Origin of the sequence: Salinimicrobium sp. WS361, assembly GCF_050750585.1 — a bacterium.
In the GTDB taxonomy this organism is placed as follows: domain Bacteria; phylum Bacteroidota; class Bacteroidia; order Flavobacteriales; family Flavobacteriaceae; genus Salinimicrobium.
Window position 1 is genome coordinate 246288 of record NZ_JBOJLM010000003.1, and the last position, 19802, is coordinate 266089.

General features: G+C 36.8%; 17 protein-coding genes and 1 pseudogene. 5 read left to right on the forward strand and 13 right to left on the reverse strand.

What is annotated here, in order from left to right:
- Positions 1-33 precede the first annotated feature (33 nt).
- The 4 genes from ACQ93I_RS04555 to ACQ93I_RS04570 all read right to left on the reverse strand — a co-directional run bounded on the left by ACQ93I_RS04555 (position 34) and on the right by ACQ93I_RS04570 (position 3159).
- Positions 34-1611 carry an N-6 DNA methylase gene (locus ACQ93I_RS04555; RefSeq protein ID WP_431697365.1) on the reverse strand — a complete coding sequence of 526 codons (1578 nt, stop codon included), beginning with the start codon at positions 1609-1611 and terminating at the stop codon, positions 34-36.
- Between the two features lie 165 nt (positions 1612-1776).
- Positions 1777-2250 carry a hypothetical protein gene (locus ACQ93I_RS04560; RefSeq protein WP_431697367.1) on the reverse strand — a complete coding sequence of 158 codons (474 nt, stop codon included), beginning with the start codon at positions 2248-2250 and terminating at the stop codon, positions 1777-1779.
- Between the two features lie 20 nt (positions 2251-2270).
- Complete coding sequence (locus ACQ93I_RS04565; RefSeq protein ID WP_431697368.1) at positions 2271-2699, reverse strand: hypothetical protein; 429 nt, start codon at positions 2697-2699, stop codon at positions 2271-2273.
- 79 nt (positions 2700-2778) lie between these two features.
- Complete coding sequence (locus ACQ93I_RS04570) at positions 2779-3159, reverse strand: HNH endonuclease (protein ID WP_431697369.1); 381 nt, start codon at positions 3157-3159, stop codon at positions 2779-2781.
- A gap of 415 nt (positions 3160-3574) precedes the next feature.
- Here ACQ93I_RS04570 and ACQ93I_RS04575 point away from each other — a divergent pair.
- A pseudogene (locus ACQ93I_RS04575) lies at positions 3575-3831 on the forward strand (transposase); the annotation flags it as partial.
- Between the two features lie 128 nt (positions 3832-3959).
- Here the strand turns inward: ACQ93I_RS04575 and ACQ93I_RS04580 are convergent.
- The 4 genes from ACQ93I_RS04580 to ACQ93I_RS04595 all read right to left on the reverse strand — a co-directional run bounded on the left by ACQ93I_RS04580 (position 3960) and on the right by ACQ93I_RS04595 (position 8365).
- A complete protein-coding gene (locus tag ACQ93I_RS04580) occupies positions 3960-5438 on the reverse strand; it encodes a hypothetical protein (RefSeq protein WP_431697370.1) in 1479 nt (492 codons plus the stop codon).
- On the reverse strand, positions 5417-7051 hold the full coding sequence (locus tag ACQ93I_RS04585) for a VPA1262 family N-terminal domain-containing protein (RefSeq protein WP_431697371.1): 1635 nt from the start codon (positions 7049-7051) through the stop codon (positions 5417-5419). Before ACQ93I_RS04585 ends, ACQ93I_RS04580 begins: the two co-directional genes overlap by 22 nt.
- A 239-nt stretch (positions 7052-7290) precedes the next feature.
- Positions 7291-7662 carry a hypothetical protein gene (locus ACQ93I_RS04590; protein WP_431697373.1) on the reverse strand — a complete coding sequence of 124 codons (372 nt, stop codon included), beginning with the start codon at positions 7660-7662 and terminating at the stop codon, positions 7291-7293.
- 208 nt (positions 7663-7870) lie between these two features.
- Complete coding sequence (locus ACQ93I_RS04595; protein WP_431697374.1) at positions 7871-8365, reverse strand: SMEK domain-containing protein; 495 nt, start codon at positions 8363-8365, stop codon at positions 7871-7873.
- Positions 8366-8598: 233 nt separating this feature from the next.
- Between ACQ93I_RS04595 and ACQ93I_RS04600 the strand changes: the two genes are divergently transcribed.
- On the forward strand, positions 8599-8838 hold the full coding sequence (locus ACQ93I_RS04600) for a hypothetical protein (protein ID WP_431697375.1): 240 nt from the start codon (positions 8599-8601) through the stop codon (positions 8836-8838).
- 11 nt (positions 8839-8849) lie between these two features.
- Here ACQ93I_RS04600 and ACQ93I_RS04605 read toward each other — a convergent pair whose 3' ends face one another.
- On the reverse strand, positions 8850-9272 hold the full coding sequence (locus tag ACQ93I_RS04605) for a hypothetical protein (protein ID WP_431697376.1): 423 nt from the start codon (positions 9270-9272) through the stop codon (positions 8850-8852).
- A 718-nt stretch (positions 9273-9990) separates the two neighbouring features.
- Here ACQ93I_RS04605 and ACQ93I_RS04610 point away from each other — a divergent pair.
- Genes ACQ93I_RS04610 through ACQ93I_RS04620 form a run of 3 tightly spaced genes read left to right on the forward strand, consistent with a single transcriptional unit; the run spans position 9991 to position 17274 of the window.
- Positions 9991-13008, forward strand: coding sequence for a SusC/RagA family TonB-linked outer membrane protein (locus ACQ93I_RS04610; protein WP_431697377.1), 3018 nt, complete (start codon positions 9991-9993; stop codon positions 13006-13008).
- Positions 13009-13019: 11 nt separating this feature from the next.
- Complete coding sequence (locus ACQ93I_RS04615) at positions 13020-14408, forward strand: RagB/SusD family nutrient uptake outer membrane protein (protein WP_431697378.1); 1389 nt, start codon at positions 13020-13022, stop codon at positions 14406-14408.
- Between the two features lie 19 nt (positions 14409-14427).
- Complete coding sequence (locus tag ACQ93I_RS04620; protein WP_431697380.1) at positions 14428-17274, forward strand: M16 family metallopeptidase; 2847 nt, start codon at positions 14428-14430, stop codon at positions 17272-17274.
- Between the two features lie 73 nt (positions 17275-17347).
- Here the strand turns inward: ACQ93I_RS04620 and ACQ93I_RS04625 are convergent, their stop codons facing one another.
- The 4 genes from ACQ93I_RS04625 to ACQ93I_RS04640 all read right to left on the reverse strand — a co-directional run bounded on the left by ACQ93I_RS04625 (position 17348) and on the right by ACQ93I_RS04640 (position 19633).
- Positions 17348-17638, reverse strand: coding sequence for a DUF6520 family protein (locus ACQ93I_RS04625; RefSeq protein WP_431697382.1), 291 nt, complete (start codon positions 17636-17638; stop codon positions 17348-17350).
- 78 nt (positions 17639-17716) lie between these two features.
- Positions 17717-18187 carry a MauE/DoxX family redox-associated membrane protein gene (locus ACQ93I_RS04630; RefSeq protein ID WP_431697383.1) on the reverse strand — a complete coding sequence of 157 codons (471 nt, stop codon included), beginning with the start codon at positions 18185-18187 and terminating at the stop codon, positions 17717-17719.
- Positions 18188-18272: 85 nt separating this feature from the next.
- Entirely contained in the window at positions 18273-19214 is a 942-nt protein-coding gene (locus ACQ93I_RS04635; protein WP_431697384.1) for a helix-turn-helix transcriptional regulator, read from the reverse strand.
- 32 nt (positions 19215-19246) lie between these two features.
- A complete protein-coding gene (locus tag ACQ93I_RS04640) occupies positions 19247-19633 on the reverse strand; it encodes a hypothetical protein (RefSeq protein ID WP_431697385.1) in 387 nt (128 codons plus the stop codon).
- Positions 19634-19802: the final 169 nt, after the last annotated feature.

Sequence of the window (19802 nt, forward strand, 5' to 3'; positions counted from 1 at the left end):
CTTTTGGGCAACAATTCGCTAAATGTATTTTTATTAAATCTTCTCAAAATTGGCTTTAATCTCTTCCTTTAATTTTTCCCCTTTTTCGAACTGCTCCAGTAACTGCGATTTGAGGCTTTTCATCTTTTCTTCAAAAGGGATTCCGTCATCCTCTTCAGCTTCAGTTCCAACATAAATCCCCGGTGTTAATTTATAATCTTGTTTTTGTACTTCCTCCAAAGCCGTCGCTTTACAGAATCCTTCCACATCTTCGTAATTTCCGTCGCGGTTTCTCCACTTGTGATAGGTTTCAGCAATTTTAATTATATCTTCATCACTAAAAACCCGCAGTTTTCGGCTGGCCATTGTGCCCATTTTGGAGGCGTCCAGGAACAGGATCTCGTTATTGCGTTCGCGGTGGGTGCCGTCTTTTCCGTCGCGGTTTTTGCTCAGGATAAAAAGGCAGGCAGGGATTCCGGTGGTGAGGAACAGCTTATCGGGCAGGCGTACAATGGCATCTATCATAGAATTGTCTACCATATGCTGCCGCACGTTTTTCTCTCCTTTGTTGTTGGAGGTCATCGCGCCGTTTGCCATAACAATTCCGGCAGTACCGGTGGCGCTTAAGTGGTGCCAGAAGGTTTGCATCCACATATAATTGGCGCTGCCATCTGTAGTGAATTCTTCCTTGGGACCAAACAACCGTGGGTCACCATCGGGCAGATCTTCTGGATGCCAGTTGCTCACATTAAATGGCGGATTGGCAATAATGTAGTCGGCTTTCAGGTTTGGGAATTTGTCATCGAGCAATGAATTTCCCAGTTTGATATCAAAAGATAGGTCCCGCAGCATGAGGTTCATAAGGCACAAGCGCAAGGTTTGCGCGGTCATTTCCTGGCCGTAGATCGCGATGTCTTTTTTGTTTCCGCCGTGTTCTCTGATGAACTTCAAACTCTGCACAAACATACCACCACTCCCACAAGCCGGATCAAAGATGCGGCCTTTGTAAGGTTCCAGCAATTCTACCAGCAGCCTTACAATACTTCCGGGCGTAAAGAATTGTCCCGCACCCGAACCTTCAGCCATTGCAAAGCGACCAATATAATATTCATAGATGCGGCCCAGGATATCGCTTTCGGGATTTTCCTTTTCAGAAAACTTAGGGTGGGAGAGGAGGTTGATGATTCCGCCGGTTTGTTTGGGAGAAAGTTCACTCCGCACAAAGATCCGCGGCAAAATATTCACCAGCTGGGGGTTATATCCCGTCAAAAGTTCCTGGATCACATCAAAAGCATCATCGACCTTCACCTTGATATCATCCTGCTCGGCATTATCCTTTAAATACTGCCAGGAAGCGGTTTCCGGGATTTTAAAAGTATTCCGGGAACGATATTCATCCGGGTCGTTGAGAACGTATTCAATTTCTTCCTTATCTGTCGTGTAATAATCGGAGTTTGGATCTTTTAAAAGATCCTTCAATTCCTCGCGCACCACCTCATAGCGTTCGCTAAGATGCTTTACGAAAACAAGGGGAAGGATGTAGTTTTTATAGTTATTCTCAGATACCGCGCCGCGCAATTCGTTCGCCGCATCCCAGAGTTCTTTTTCAAAATCAATGTCTGCTTTTGCCATTTTTGGATGGAAAGGTTTGGTTGTAAAAACCGGATCAGGGTAGGGAGGAGATCCGGAGAGGGAAAGTTAGTTAATATTTTTAACATCTTTGAATCGTCTGCTATATTTTCTTTGGAAGACTATATAAGAAGTATAGGTGTGGGTTCAGTTGAGGTATAGAAAAATCTACCTTGCCTGTTTGATGTAAATAATGTGATAGTTACTGCTCGTGGCACTATTATAACCAATTAAAATTAACGTGTCCTGGGTGACACTTAGTTTTTCGCATCGCTCATCCTCCGGGATAACCAGAATGGTATCACTGGCAGTAATGCCCACCATATTGTTGGTGTCGAAAAGGCACTGCGATAAAATTCTGAATTCTTTGAACTCTGGTTTTTCTGCCACACCTTCTTCAATAAATTTAACAGTGGAATCTTTAAAGTAAGCCAGACGGAAGGGATATTCAGGTTCTTTCCATTTTCCCTGTAACCCAGCAATAACAGCAGTGCTATCAATTTTCAGTACTTCAGTTTTGGCTTCCGTCTGCTCGGTTGGGTGGATTTTTTCACCACTGGTAGACGGTGTTGGTTTTCTGTCCTTACAGGAAATGCCGAAAAAGGTAAAAATGAACAGCAATGTGAAAAACTTTGGTTTCATGTTTTTTGTTTAAGGTTTCTTTAAAATTTGTGCTTCCGGACTGTCGTGTTGTTCCACTCTACTTTATCTATGAACATTTCTGTGGTGATATTTGCACCGGGCCAATCAGGTGGTATGCGTGCCGTAATTTTTTTAGGTGGCTGGCCGTCCTCGGCGTAAATAAAAAAAGTAGATTTTACCTGCCTGTCCGGGCTTGTACATAGAAACCATTTCCCACTACCGTAGTCATCTACAGTTTCCTCAGTTTCCATTATAACCCATTCCTGGATATCTGTTGCCAGTTCTCCCTTGCTTATAATGGTGATGGATTCATTATCTACATCAATTATTCTATAAATATGTTCGGTTGTATCCAGTTCCACGTAGCGTGTCACAGAAGATAAAAAAGTTTGTCCTGTGCAAAAGCCAGGCATAAATAAGAAGAAAAGGATACAGGGAATACTTTTCATAATAGAAAGTTATAAAAAAAAGAAGATGCCCAACACCAATCCTGTATTTATAATGGCTCAAATATGCCAACAATAACAATTACTTCAGGAACAACTCTCGTTGATGCCACATTAGAGAGTCAATGGAAGGCTGCCATTCCTTTTTTTCTGGTAAGAGGATGGGTTTGTTTTCAAACTGGTGTAGGGTAAACTCCGTATCTTTATCGTTCACCAGGGGTGAAATCTTTACTTGATAATATTCAGTTATGCTAATCAAACCCCGGTCAAATGCGCGGTGCAGGGTAGGAGATAGGGCAATTCCGTTGGAGAGGGTGTCATCATTGGAAAGGCTGAACAGATGAATATGACAGACCTCGATCCTTCGGATGTTTGGCGGCCTTATAATCCGCATCCCGGAGATGCAACACCGATGGTCGTAAATCCTTGGAATACTGCGTTTAAATAAAGCGCCCCGGATCAAAAGTTCCTCCTGGTACCGGCTTTCGTCCAGTTGGGATTTTAGAAAAATTAAATGTTCACGGTATTCTTTAGGTGATAAACCTAGTACGTAAATTGCAACTTTTCAAATGTTGGCATATAGTTTCACATCAAAAACATTTCTCCTATGCCAGTTTAGGATTAGATAAAGAAATACCATTCACTTTTCTTTCGAAAATTAGAATAATTCATTCAGCAAGAAATAGTTTGATACATTTTGTTTGGGTAAAAAAAAAAGAACATCGAAAAAAAATGGACAGCACCTTTACATAATTGGAGTCTTACAATTCAGCAACTTTATATTAAATTTGGTAACAGGATACCACTGGCTATAAACTCCTGATATCCAGAAGTTGATCCCAAAGATATCGATAGATCGGACAGAGGTTAATTTACAGACCCGGCCAATCGGAAAGATCATCTACACCACCAATGCCGTTGAAGAATTCCACCGCCAGGTTTGTAAGGTTACACAGACTAAAGGAGCTTTTACCAATGATATATCCCTTTTAAAGCTGGTCTACCTGGCTACCAAGAACATCGAAAAAAATGGATAATTCCTTTACATAATTGGAGTTTTACAATTCAGCAACTTTATATTAAATTTGGCAATAGGATACCACTGGCTATAAACTCCAGATATTCCAGAAGTTGATCCCAGAGATATTGATAGATCGGACAGAGTTTAATTTACAGACCCTTTTAAAGACATACTTATTGACAAGTTTTGGTTTGTGCGGTTGGTTTGTGAGTGACCGGACAATGTGTATGCTTTATTTCACTTTATTCAGGTGTCGTTAACCAGTTAATATTATCTTCTATAATTGGTAGTGGGTCAACATTATTTATTATTCTTTTCTCTTCATATTGTCTATAATTCTTGAGTTGGTCTATTAAAATCAACGTTTTGGGGTTAGATATTTTTTTATTTTTATAAGCAAAACTTAGAAAAAATACTTCCGTCAAATAGAGGTGGTATTTTGTGATTTGCTGAGATTGATTTATGAACCATTCGGAGTTTATCCAGATTAAATTATTAATAGAGCTATTTATTAAGTTTATGATTTCTTTTTTATCTAAAAGAGAATAATATTGAACAACAAAATTGGCAAAGTCAGTTAATAGAACGTCAGATTGATAACTGTCTTCACTTTCAGCAATTGAAGTGCATAAATCTTTCCATCTAATAAAGACAGTTATCAAACCTTTATGATATACTTCTTCTGATACACCTTTACTAAATTCTTCTAGTAGGATTGTTCTTTGTTCTAAATTACTATTGTATTTATCAAGGGGAATGATGCTATTTAATATCTCAACTATTTCATCTTCTGTCAAATCTTTCATTTGATAGCCTAAAGCTGAATTAAAGAATTTGCTCCTGTGAAAGAAATTAATAGCTTGCTTGTAAATATCAATATTGTGATTGTAAAGTGCCTCTAAGCTCTTTATAATTGACTGAATAGCGCGTGAGTTAACATCATAATCTTCACCTTCCTTTTCTATTATCTGGCGTATTAGTTCAAAATGAACCCATTGGTTATTGTGATTATAAGAGTTTGATATTTCTATCAATGTGCTTTCCGAAAAGTTTTGAAGATAGAAGACAACAGTTTCAGGATGGGTTAAAGAATCGAGATGTTTTACAAACTGTTCTGTATCAAATTTGGAGAAAAAGAAGATTAAATTCTCAAGTAAATGGTTAAAATGAAAACCTCTTCCGCCTCTTTCAATGGAAAGAATAAGTTGATATATCTTTTCGATATTTTGTTCATTAATCCCCTCAATTGAAATAGCTTTTAGTTCTTTTTCATGATAAGGTGCTCCAGGTTTTAATTGAGTTTCAAGCTTAACCTTTTCCAAGACTTTTATTAAGCTGTCACTAAGCTTTGTAGTGTTGATTTCTTCTGTTATAAAGTGCTTGATATCTATTTTGAGATAACAATTAACACTTAAAAAAATCAATAAGGACTTAATATCTCCATTGGTTACAGCCATATCAAAGTACTTTTTAATAGTTAAAAGAATACTCGATAATGTTTGTTTGGAAGTTTGATTATGCGAAAAAAAGCCAGGCAAAAAAGTTGATATAGTCTCATGAATCCTATGACTATTATTTCTTAAATTACCATCTTTCTTGAACAAGATACTCTCAGTACTGTGATTGCCAAGATCTTCAAGTAATGATTGTAGTTTGTCATGTTTTGAGGCAGTTTTAATATTGGAGAAGGCTTCTGTTATTAATTTTTCGGATATTTCCATATTAAGCAATCTTCGTTATTAAGTTTTTCCCAAAGTTCTTCAAATGCATCAATGACTCTTTGAGGATGTGAAATTTCTTGTAGAATATGATGACTAAACCCAAGTGAATTTACTGATGTTCCAAGTGAGTATACTTTAGGACGCGTTTCCTTGCTACCTGGGAAAATTAAAAATCTATCATGGAATGTCCAGCCATATTGACTATGTTGCATTCTGAATTCCAAGTTAATTCCGTAATTATTGTGAATTGGATTATCTAATTTAGAACGCTCAGCAATCATTTTACTAGCAATACTATTTGTCTGCCTTTGTTTCTTGTTTCCAAAGCCTAATAAATTTAACCATCTTTTGAAGGGACTAATTTTTTTCTTCGGAATGGGAATATCGTTATTGGATTTAATTGCTTTTAATGGCACTCCATTAGTTGGTGAGAAAAATAATGTTCTTAGAATATCTTCAGATGTTAAATATGGATCCCATAAATAGACTCCATTTTTATCATTGCGGGTAACCAGGGTTTTAATGTCCTCAAATGCAGATTTCGAATCCCCTTTGAAATATTGTTTAAAAGAAAGGGTCTTTTCTAGATTCAATTTTTCGGCTTCATAGAGAGTGTTATTTATGTAAGTAGTATAATTGATACTCTCCTTTTTACCTGTAGTCATGCCTTTGCTAGATACAGCAACTTTTTGCTCTTTTCCTGCTATTTCAAATATCCTAGGCTCATGGCTTATTATTCCTGTATTTAAATGAAATTCTCTGATATATGTACCATCAAATGTTGAAAGCAATAAGCTAGGATTTTTCTTCCAAATTTTGATGTGATTAACTTGGTCAAGATTCCCGATAAATATTTGTTGCTTTTCCGTTAAATTGTATTCTACAACTGTGCTTCCCATATAATTTTTATCAATGATTGACTCAACTTGAATCAAGCAATCAGGAAGCATTTGAAATCTGTTACTCCATTTAAATTTTAATTCTACTCCATCCCATGTGGGAAGAGCTTTTGATCTGGTGTTCAAAGTAGTAATTGGGAACTGGAATATTATGTTTCCAATTCTATCTCTAAGTACTGATAAATCAATCGGAACTATCTTCTTTATTTCCTCACTTAATTGATTTAAAAGTTTAATCTTTTTCATGTCTAACAGAAAATCAACATGATTTTTTGATTCATCAAAAAACTCCAAAATGTATGAACCATTATGGAAATTATTCTTTAGGATGTGGTTTATTCTTTGTCCTTCTCTAGAGGGTATAAACTGCTTAGTAAGTCCATTCAACTTACCTAATTTTAGACTGGTGTCTCCATTATAATTCCATTCACTATCTTTGTTTAAAGTTTTGAACCGTTCCCTAGTTTCATCTATGGAGAGATAATATCTCTGAATTCCAAGATTATAGCTGTCATCAATGTTAATTCCCTTCTTAGATGTGAGAAAACTATGGTTTCTATCTACAAAAGGTTTGTCTTCGAATGATGCTAATATGAAGAGGTTAGTAACTGCTTTACTTTCTTTGTCTTGAATAAAAAATTGAGTTACCTCACAACTCTGATAGAAGCCTGTGTTTCCATTTTCTATTAATATTTCGAAGTCTGATTCATTCATATTCTTATAATTCAATATAAGTGTGGGTGAAAAAATGGCTCTTTTGGTTTTTCAGCGTTTGCTTGTGTGTTAGCAAAAACAAAATATGCTGTTTGTACTGATGGTTCTTTTCGTATGAAGCCCACCGTTCTGTATGAAATTGTGCGAGCGGGCGAACTTAATTGTCAGCAGGACAATCAAGCGTTGCAAGCGAACAGGGAATTTAAATTCAAGCCAAGTGTAAGCATAACTACCAATAGTTATTTTAGGTTTCGCATTTTGGTCTTATCGAACAATTCGCGCTTTTCTTTTTTGTCCGCATCTCCTCTTGTGCCATAAACGATTTCTTCAAAAGGACAATTTTGAGAGTTGTATTTGATAAAAAAGGTTGGCAAACCATATACGGGATCAACTTCCATCTCATAAGTTATTATGTAATCATATGGAACTCTAAGAAAAGTAGTGGCATAAATCAATTCATATTTTTCTAACCGTGGATCATTACAGTTTTCTGTAATGTCCCAATAACCTTCTTTATCCATTAATATTTTCACACCTCCATACTCAACCATTTCCAAACCATTCTCATAAAAATCATATATACCAGTTTTAAACCAACTTGAACATCCCACTATTGTTGTTTCATCCGGTTCAGGAAAATGAATATCCTTTTCTGAACGTATGATAATGTCATAGTATAGGAATTTTATATATGGCTCATAAAGGGCAATATTTCTTTCTTCGTATGATAATCTTGTTACTAAATCCCTTTCTATTTTTTTGCGAAGTTTCAGATTTCTATTTAGTATGTTAAGACTATTATTTGAATTAGTTGTTCTTTTATGGAACTCGCCTTGTAAATAGTTCCAAAATTTTTTGCATTTTCTGTATTGGTAACTCTTTTACGTCTTTTAAAAGATCATTGATATCCATTATATCTGTGGATGGATTAAAATTTATTGTCTCATCAATTTTCAAGTTTTTGTAGATTTTCTGTTTTCTACTGAGAATCAGTATTTTCAATTTGAAAAATTCCAAATTAAGATTTTGATCCTTAAAGCCGTTTAAGGTTTTCTGTATTTTGCCTTTTGCATTTGTGGAAGTTATTTGAAACGCAATGCTATTTTCTTTATCGCCTAAATCAATCGCAGGATAATTATTTTTTTTAAATGGTTTAAGATTGTATCTGAAAATTATATTTAAAATCTTTGAAAAGAAATCTTCAGAAAAGAGATTGATATCTGTTAGGTTAAGATTGTTGTGTTTATCTATTTTATTCTCCAAGATTGAGAACTCATCGATTATTTTTTTTAGTAAAACTTCTCTTTCGGACATTCTAGATATTAATTATTGCCAACGAATCTATAAATTTAGTATTACTTTTTAATTTTCTAGTAATGCAATATTATATTCTTAACTCTATTAGAAAGTAACCGGTTATTTTTATGTAATTGAACCTTTTTTCATTTTTCCTATTAAAGGATTTTTCCTTAGAATATAACGATAATCAACCACAGCTACGGTTTTCCGTAAAATCAATTAAATTTAGATAGTAGAACAAGATTCAAATGGAAAAATTAACCCTTTACACCTTTAAGCTCCTCCCTGACCAAGAACAATATGACCTTGTGTTCACAAAAGGAGATTTTATTACTACCCGCGAGGAAGGTAATAGTAGGTTTGCTCTTTATGCCTTAGAAAAGTTTTTCGTAGAAGTTGAATATGATGTACAGAATAATAAAATCGTGAATAAGGTCAGCTTTATTTCAGGAGAAAAATTGAATGTATATAATAACTTAAAATTCTAGATAACCAAAAATTATATTTCTCGACAATAAGGTAGTTTGTTCCTTTTCCATTTCTCTAATTCCTCCTCAGTCAATGGAGTTTTTGAAACAACCTGAAATTTAAATGAAGATTTACCCTTTTGATTACCCAAAGGATTATGAAAATATTCAATCTGGATCTTTACAATATCATTTTGAAAAAATTCTGGAGGGAAAAAATCATTAAAAGATTGAAGGTTTAAAATTCTACCTAAGCGATTTAAAATCCAAAGGTTATATTTCGACCTTTCCTTATAATTTTCCACCTTACTAATATATCCTTCAGCAAACCCAAGTTCACGCGAAAGTTTGTTTTGTGCAATGGGTGGAGTGGCCTCTTCACGTAATTCTCTAATCCTATTTATTAAATAGAAATCAAGTTCAGAAATTATTATTTCAATTCTTTTATTTCCCATATTGAATGGAAATAAATACCATATTCAGCTAAAAATCACATCCATATGTGGATGTTTTAAAATTTTTTATTTATATTTGGCTGATATTAATATATTTGCGAAACTTCTTTAAGTAAAAATATTAGAAGCATTTCGCTTTGAATCTCGCATTAGGAAACTGGTAATTTATAAATGTGTACGAGAGGATAAGCAAAGATGCCTACGACCCGGGCGTAGGATCATCGCTTATTTGTACACAGGTATACCAGTACCACTAATGCAATAAGTTGAGTTCCGCGCCCTTTTTTGTTTTTACAAAGGAGGCATTTACCTCAACCCCTTTCAAAGCCTTTGTTTCTTCGAGCACAAGAAGGTTCTCAAACCATTTTAAACATTTTTTTGCCTTAACGGGATTAGCCATTGTTAAGGTTCATTGACGGGAGCTAGTTTAGCCGTTAGTCCCGGTGGGTCACCATAACTGCTACCCCTATGTTGCAGTGGTGACGGGTGGGTGGGAAAAATTCCCCCATTCCCCTCGGTGGGGGAGTTTTAATTTTTGTGTAACTAAATGAGGTGCCAATGAAACAGTAACTTTTTGTAAATACCCGAAAGGGCAGCCTATTTTGTTCAACTATGAGAACAAAATAAACATAAAAATAGCCTTCCGGTTTCTTTTGGCGAAGCTGCCCGGAAGGCTTACATCAAACGAAACAAAGTTTCATCTAATCACTGCAAAATTATGAAAAATAATTACGGCCGGTTCAAAATAATCGTGCTTATAAGTCTCATCCTGCTGCTTTCTGTAATTACCTGGAAAGCCACAGCAGCAAATGCTCCTAACTTTTTAGATAATCAAAACGCCCAACAGGAAGTAACTGGCGTTGTAACAGGTCCACAGGGACTGCCAATAGCTGGTGTTGCTGTTTTTATCAAAGGAGAAACTAAAGGAACAGTCACCAACGTAAATGGAGAATATACCATACGAGCCACCCAGGGAGACACTCTCGTCTTTACCTATCTGGGTTTTAAACCTGTAGAAGTTATCCTGGAACAGGCAAGCACTCTTAACATCCAAATGGAAGAGGATGTTGCTTCCCTGGGGGAAGTAGAAATCAATGCAGGTTACTACAACACTACCCGGAGGGAAAGTACAGGAAACATTTCCCGCGTCACCGCAGAAGAGATAGAACTGCAGCCCGTAATTAGCCCTCTACAAGCTTTACAGGGGAGAATGGCAGGGGTGGAGATAGATCAATCAGCCGGAGTTTCTGGTTTAGCTTCTTCCATTATTATCAGAGGGCGCAATAGTTTACGATTTCAGGGAGATTACCCTCTTTTCATCATAGATGGTGTACCTGTGAATTCAAGTCCTATATCCAGCATTGGACCTTTTACTCGTGGTGCAGGTATAGATCCTCTTAATGCCTTGAATATGTCCAATATTGAAAGCATTGAAGTGCTAAAGGATGCCGATGCTACAGCAATTTATGGTTCCAGAGGAGCCAATGGAGTGGTTTTAATTACTACCAGAAAAGGAAGTGATATTGGAGGAAAAACAACTTTTGAAGTTCAAGGATATTCAGGTTTTTCTGAGGTTTCCAATAAGATGAAATTAATGAATACCTCACAGTACATTTCGGTCAGAGAGAAGGCCTTTGAAAATGACGGAGTAGTCCCTTCAGAAATAAATGCCCCCGATTTAGTACTCTGGGATCAAAACAGGTATACCGATTGGCAGGAGGTTCTATTAGGGGGAACAGCTTCAATCAAAGATTTTAATGTTGCCGTAACAGGAGGGGATGAGAATACATCTTTTTTAGTGGGAGGTTCTTTTCATAATGAAGGAGCTGTTTTTCCGGGAAATTTCGGTTATAAAAAAATGACAGCCAACATCAATTTAAATCACAATTCCAAAAGTCAAAGATTTCAAATGGTTTTTTCAGCCAATTATGGATTGGATAATAATGATCTTTTTTATGGGACAAATTACGTGAACCTCGCCCTTACACTTTCTCCCAATGCCCCTGCTCTTTATAATGACGATGGCACTTTGAACTGGGAAGACGGTACCTGGACAAATCCTTTTGCAGGATTATATAAACCCCAGGAAATCAAAACTTCCACACTTCTTTCAAATTTGAGTTTGTCCTATGAAATGCTAGATGGTTTGAAACTTAAAGCCAACATGGGGTATTCCAACTTAGGCAGTGAGGAAGAAGTGAGAAATTTAAAAGATGCATATAACCCTAGAACTTGGGACCGTCTTATTCTAAGCTCCAACAATTCTACTACGCAAAGAACGTCCTGGATTATAGAACCACAGATCCTGTATAATAGGAATTTTGGGAGTCTAGAATTAGACGCACTTGCCGGAGCTACTTTCCAAAATAGTGAAAATAACATGTTGTCTCTAGAAGGACTGGGTTTTAGTGATGACAGGTTAGTGGGGAATCTTGGTGCAGCAGATGAGGTGCGTGTGAACTTAAATGAAGATGTAGTATACAGGTATGCTGCAGTTTTTGGCCGACTTGGCTTTAACTGGTCAAGGAAGTATTTTCTTAATTTGACCGGTAGAAGAGACGGTTCCTCCAGGTTTGGTAGGGATAAGCGTTTTGCTAGTTTCTGGGCTCTGGGAACTGCCTGGATATTTTCTGAGGAGGAATATTTTAAAAATAATATTCCATTTTTGAGCTTCGGGAAAATAAGAGGAAGCTACGGAACCACAGGAAGTGATCAGATTCCCGATTACGGATACTTGGATACTTATGAGGCTACTCCCGGACCGGGGGGATTATACCCCACCCAGCTTACTAATCCGGATTATTCCTGGGAGGTCAATAGAAAGCTGGAGGCCGCTTTACAGTTAGGGTTCAATCAGGATAAAATAAACCTGGAAGTTAGTTGGTACAGGAATCGTTCTTCAAACCAGCTAGTGGGGTATCCGCTTTCGGCTATAACGGGCTTTACTTCTGTACAGGCAAATCTTCCTGCACTTATACAAAACAAGGGATGGGAAATTGTGTTATCCAGTATAAATGTTCAAACTAAGAATTTTTCCTGGGAAACTTCTCTCAATGCAACTTTCCCAAGCAATAAGCTATTGGAATTTGATGATCTGAATTTAACTCCGTACCGAGAGACCTACAAGGTGGGCTATCCTCTTGATATTTCACTCCGGTACAAATACGATGGTATAGACCCGGAGACGGGTTTATACCGCATTGCAGACGTCAATAATGATGGTAGATTCGATATTAATGATAGGGTGTCGATAAATCGCCTGGGAAGAAAATACTATGGCGGCATTAGCAACATATTAAGCTTCAGGAATTTAGATCTAGGGGTTTTATTTGAATATGTTCGACAGGAGAGGCCTACCTATTTAGCTGAAATGTCAAATTCCCCCGGACGCTTTGGTAATAATTCTACAGACATCCTGGATGCATGGCGGCAGGAAGGAGATGCTACAAACGTTCAAAGGCTTTCTCAATCCATTCCATCTCTTTTAGCTTATTACAATGTTTTGAACAGCGACCTTTTTATAGGAGACGCTTCATTTTTACGGTTAAAAACATTGGAGCTTTCTTACAATTTACCAGCTACATGGCTTACTGGTTTTGGTATTGAACGATTGAATCTTTTTGTACATGGCCAGAATTTACTTACGATTACTAACTATAAAGGGCTTGATCCTCAGGGAGGGAAGGTTGTTCCTCCACTGAGAACAATCACTTCAGGAGTTCAAATTAATTTTTAAAACAAATAATAATGAAATGTATAAAATATTTAGTGCTTGTGATCTTTTGCTGCTCGCAAGTGTCTTGTGATGATTTTGTGGATATTGATACTCCAGACAATTTGATAAGTAGTCAAGAGGTTTTTAGCAGGGATGAAACCGCAAATAATGCAGTGTTAGGAATTTACAACGAATTGTACAGGGCATCTTTTTCCAGCGGATTTCAGGGTTCGATTACGGTTCTCGGTGATTTATCGGCAGATAATCTGGAAGCTACATTTTCCAATCCGAATCTTCTCGAATATGAGGAGAACAAAATACACCCTGGAAATACCGCAAACCTGGAGCTTTGGTCCAGTGCCTATAACATCATTTATATGGCGAATTCGGTTATCGAAGGATTAAATGAAAATAATGGTGTTTCCCCGGAAGTAGAAGATAGGTTGTTGGGTGAAGCGAAAGTGATCCGTGCATTTACGTATTTCTATCTGGTAAATCTATATGGGGAAATTCCTTTAATTCTTGGTACAGATTATAGGCTAAATAACAGGGCAGCTAGAAATGACGTAACTGAGGTGTATGATCAAATTGTGGAAGATTTAGAGGCGGGAATAGAGCTTCTTGAACCTGGCTATGAAAATGCAGAACGATTACGTGTGAATAAATTCACAGCTATGGCTTTATTGGCCAGGGTACACCTATATGTGGAAAATTGGAAGGAGGCAGAGGAATTGAGTCATAGAGTTATTACTGAATCTCAAACATATCAACTATTGAACAACCTGGATGATGTGTTTTTAGCCAATAGCAACGAAGCAATTTGGCAAATTTCCCCTTTAGGTGGTGGAACTGGCGCTTCCAATACCAATGAAGGAGAACTTTTTATCATGTTGGATTATTTGGAAAGTGTAAAATTAACTAATGACTTAGTTGATGTATTTCCTCCAGGGGATCTCAGGTTTCAAAACTGGATTGGTAGTTTTCCTTCTGATGACATGGTCTATTATTTCCCATATAAATACAAGATAAAATTCGGGACTGGAGACATTACAGAATATTCGATGGTGTTGAGATTAGCGGAACAATATCTAATAAGATCCGAAGCGCTTGCGCGTCAGGGTCTGATCCAAGAAGCCATTGATGATTTAAACGTCATAAGGGAGCGGGCAAACCTTAGCCCAATTTCCGACGATACCAGCGTACTAACAGCCGATGATGTGCTTGGTTTAATACTAGTGGAGCGAAGAAGGGAATTATTTGCAGAATGGGGGCATAGGTGGTTAGATCTGAAAAGGTTCGAAAATGCTGGTGCAATATTAAAACCTTTGAAGCCCCTATGGCAGGAAACGGATAGCCTTTATCCAATTCCGGAAAATGAAATAATAAAAAATCCAAATTTAATACAGAACCCTGGTTATTAATACTACAAATTAATTCCTTATGCAAGAGAAAATTAATAATGTAAAACTTACCTTGTTCGTAGGATTCTTTTTTCTTATAATCCTGCCTTCATATTCTTCCGGTGTAAAAGATTCGGTCCCCCTGGATCCAAGTATTCGGAGGGGGAAATTGCCCAACGGAATTGCTTATTACTTAAAAAAGATTCCTAATTCATCCGAAGAAATTGAGATGCGACTTGTAGTAAAGGTGGGACATAATCAGGAAGAGCCGGGGCAGCATCAGTTTGCACATCTTGTTGAGCATCTGGGTTTTTCCAGCGGCCAAAACATTTCGGTCAATAAAAGCTCTGAACTTTTTGATGAAATGGGCATACAAATGACCCACATAAATGGTCATACCTGGAATAACTACACAGACTTTATGATGAAAGTACCAGGTAGTAAAAAAGGGGCTGTTAACGTGGCCTTACGTTTTTTTGAAGATATCATGTGGCATTTAGAACTAACACCAAGTAATATAGATAAAGAACGAACTGCTGTAATAAATGAAAAAAATGGAGGGGATTTTTCGTTTCCGGTTCTATTGAAAAGGCTGGAAAGGGAAGTAATCGGAATTTCTTCTTCCCCTCCCGAGAATATTGTAGATCACTTACAAACGTTCAAACCAGAATCATTAGTTCAATTTTACGAGGAGTGGTATCATCCCAGCTCAATGGCTATCATCATAGTTGGTAATATTGATGTTGAAGATATAGAAACTATAATTCGAGAGAAGTTTAACAGAAATACGCCTCCCAAAAATAAGTTTCTAAAAGAAAGAAGTACAAGTAATTACCTGCAAAGAGACCCCATATTTTTAAAAAGAGAGTATTCTGGATCACTGGATGACCCCGAAAGGAAAAGAGCGGCTATTGGTTTGTTTATAAGACAGTATACGGAGGAAAGCAAGAATTCAGATAGGATTTTAGAGGACGGCGTAATTAGAAATTTACTTGTAAAAATGGTGAATAACAGATTTCGTCAAAAACAGGAGGTCTATAACTCAACTTTTAATGGTAATGCATACTTCATTGACCCGCCAGTTGCTCTAAAACTAGACGTTTTCCTGGATGATAAGCTAGATGAAGAAATTATACAGGATGCTTTTAAAACGCTCAAGGAAATTGAACTATATGGTTTTTATCAAAAAGAATTTATTTTGAATAAGGAGGAACTTATGAATTCTTTTAGCGTAAAGGATACTTTAGAAACATCCTATTGGATGGATGGAATTATAGACTACTATGTAAATAATGAAGTTTTTCCTTCAAATAAAAATAAAATTTTGCAGGATATACTTAAAGATTTAAAACTGGAGGAATTTAATAATAAGATCAAACAGTATTTGTCTGGGACACCAAATGATATAGCTTTGGCTGCACATTCAGGACATCCTATTCTATCTTATTCGGAAGAAGATATAAGGAATCTGTTTCTAGAAATAAACAGTTTTTCTGTACAGCCGTTCATTCCTCCCCATGTACCAAGTTCTTTAATAGATTCCGTTAGCCAATCAAACTTATCAAAGGGATATTATAAGGAAGGAGAGACTCCGATCCCTGGGGCCAAGAAATATATATTAGAAAATGGCATTAAAATAATTCTGAAACCTCTTTTCTCAAAACCTCCGGTAGCAACGAATATTGTAAGTTTTCAGGGATTCGTGCAGAAAGGTATTTCCTGTTTTCCTAAAAAAGATTTCTTTTCAGTAGTTAATATTCCTGCTATAGTTAAAAATTCAGGGGTGGGTGGACTGGATAAATTTGAACTGAATAGATATTTAGTTGATGAAGGTTTTCAAGGAAGCATTTCTCCTTATATAGAATATGACGAATCCGGAATAAAAGGATCTGTGTCTTTAAAGGATTTTGAAACTGCACTGCAATTAGTTTATTTGTACTTTACAGATCCTTATTTTACTAGCGTAGCTTTCAAAGACTGGAAAAGCACAATGAAAGCTTCATTTGTCCACAAAGACATAAACAGAGAGGATCTTCTTTCTGCCATTAGGGAAACCTTGCCAGATAATGAATTTTTGCCAGTGGGCACTCAAGCTTTGGCAGGTATTGAGCAAACAGATTTATCGAGAGCTATCGAAATTTATCATCAAATATTCACTAATCCTGTTGAATATTCTTTTTTGATCGCCGGTAATTTTCCAGAGGATGAAGTTCTGGATTTATGTAGAAAATATTTAGGTAACCTACCTATCTCAAAAAAAGATACTTTATCCAGGAAAGAGGATTGGTTTTTACAGGATATCTCAATAGAACCTTTTTCTAAAATCGTTCCCTCTACAAAACCAATGGAACTAGCTATGGTGAGATTAATTTATGCTCATCCTAAAGATAAAAATAGCTTCACCTGGAAAGAAGAGATTAAAGCAGAAATTCTGAGACGTGCCATGATGGAATTACTGATGAGACGATTGCGTTTTGAATCCGATATCGGAGGAACCTATCAGGTGGTAGCAGGAATGAATTACGTCCAATTATATGAGTATAATAAATATTTTATTGATTTCAGCTGTGAACCCGAGAATGTCGAAAGGTTAGTATCTGAGTGCAGGGAAGTTGTAGAAGCTTTGATCAAGAATCCTATGGATAAAGATTTATTTCAAAAATTAGCACAAGGAATGGTAAAATACCTTAATGAGCCGGAAAGATTAGTGGACGTATTAAACAACATGTATGATTTGGAGAAAAATGGAAAAGTTTGGATTAATCGTTCCGTAAAGCAGGATTTTATAAATTCTCTGACTCCCCGAGATATTTGGCAAAGTGCTCGGGAATATTTAAGAGAAGACCCGTATGAATACAAAATGTTGTCGAATTCTTCGTTAGAATAGACATTTTTCAGCTCAAATAGAAAGGAGTTTACAAACCATTAATTCTATGGCGTGTAAACTCCTTAGGACAGAATTATTCGCTTGGGACAGGTCCCTGAATAATTTTCATTTGTCCATTGCCAAGAGCGGGATTTAGGAGGCTCGGTGAATTATAAACCTCATAAGGAGTCGCATTGGGGTCTTGTGAAAAAATTACCTCACATTGATCGTCTCCTGTGCCACAAGTGACATCAATAGTATGCCAAGCGTTATCTATTCGCACGTATTTAGTAGCATAATCCTCTTCGACTGCGTCTACGGTTGTAAAAGACATTCCAATGGCAAAAATCATTGCGATCATTGGTAATAAAAATTTAGTTTTCATGATTTCTAATATTTAAAGATTGCCTACTCTGTTTATCAGGTTTTCGGCTTCTCCTGCTTTTGTTGCAACAAAATTCCTTTATGGTTCAATTTCTAATGAATATTCGACAGGTTCTTCTTTCTTTGAACTGATATTATAGGTAAGGGCAATTCCGACCGCGGCTATCAGTAACACTCCAGTATTAAAATAAAGCTGTTCATGCCAGGACCATGAGCTGAAGATTCCCGCACAGGAACAGGGAATGGATGCTGCAAAATTTAAAACAGCCAGGATGTATAGGGTAAAAAGTAGCATGATTGTAAATGACCCTATAAAAGCTATTACCTTCACCTTATTAAAAAAGAAAAGGATAGAAACCGATATTAGAGTGGCAGGTACTGCCCAGGCAATATATGGTGCAAAATCCCCTATAAACGGAAATTGCTCGAGCTGGCTTTCAAAAACACTCAGTTGCTGCAGCTTATTCACGGCTGCATAGGTATACAGCAGAATAAAGAAGAGGCTTAGTCCCTTAACAATTACTTTTTTAATGTCTTTCCTTAACAACATTCTTCAGTTTCTTTGATTATGGTACTGTAAAGTTCGGAAGCTATTTTTACCAAAAACCACTGAATGCTTGGGATAAGACAACTATTTAAATATCAGAATTTCGTAACTGTTGAGGGGAAATCTTATAGGCATGCTTAAAAGCGTAAGAGAAGTGAGGGTAGCTGCTAAAACCACAGGTGTAGGCGATATTCTTTAATGGAAGAGAGGTGTTTTGTGCCAGCTCTTTAGCTAATTTAAGTCTTTCTTCCCTTAGAAATTGGGCTGGGGTGATCCCAAAGACTGCTTTAAAATCATTTTTAAGCTTTGAGGCGGTGACAAAATATTTTTTAGTGAGGTGCTCCATGTTCATTGTGTCATTACCCAGGTTTTGGAGAATGTAATCTCTCACTTCATGAGTTTGCCTCAGGTCTGAATTCTGATGAAATATTTTGGGAGAACGGTATTCTTCTTTTTCTAAGATAAAGGACAGGACAGGATCAAGTTTTGTTGACGCCTCATCCAGCAATACAGGGACAAAAGTGGAAACTGAAAATCGCAAGTCCACATTTTCAGGATATAACGCAGCAACAAAACAGTTACTGTGAATTGATAAACCTTTGCCGGTTTTGAAATTAAGGCTGAGACTGAACCTTTTAAATAGTTTCTCTTGAAACTGCGGAGCTATCTCCTCCCAGACCTGGAGGGATTGGGAATCCAGAATCTCACGGAAATGTGTATACTCAAGGTTTTCTGGTGCTAGCTGCAGGAGTTCGGGTACTTCCTTGGAAAAATTTACAATCCTGAGCTCTTTATCGAGATAGAAGTCCATTTTAGTGAGGTAGATATAAGTCCTCCTGGGATTAACAAACCCGTGAAAGCTGAAGATTTCCTGTAAATCCTGGGAGAGCATGTTTCCCAGTTCTGATATAGCTTCAATTTCGTCATCATACCTGCTTCTTTTAATTCTGTAGGAGAAATTTCCCTTGGCCAGGGCAATAAGCATGTAGAAGAGTTTTTGCCACCTGTTGGAATCCTTGTTGGTTTTCATACGCATGGGATTTTATCATATGAGGGGCTTTTTTAACTCAGGTAGGAATGGAGGAATTTACGTGCAGCCATTTCACTGGTGAAGATTTCTGAAGGCACAACGGGTTTATTTATTTCCTTAAAAAAATGGAGCATCGCAAGTGACACCTTAGGAGAGGCTATGTAAGCTATTGCAAGGGTGAGAACAGAACCCTTAATGGCCAGGTAATCCCGGGCAGGCTTTGTAGAACTCGCTATTCCCTCTGCATAACACAGAATGGGGTAAAGTTTTCCTTTTTGAAATGTTACTCTGTCTGCCACGATAAGTCGGGCAGCCTCTATATCCATGAAGATATCGGGCTTATATCTGATATGCAGAATCCTGTTTTCAATCCAGAATTCTGCAAAGGCGTTTTCCATATATTCTTTGTGCACTATCATTAGCCGGATATTTAGTACAGTAAAAGAACAATCCAATATGTGCTAATTAACTACAATTAAATTAAAAAGTAATTTGAATATACGATTTACGAAAAATGAAAAACACTTATTAAAATCGATTTAATTTAAGTTGTAAAATACTGATGTTGTATAGCTTAAAGAAACATTT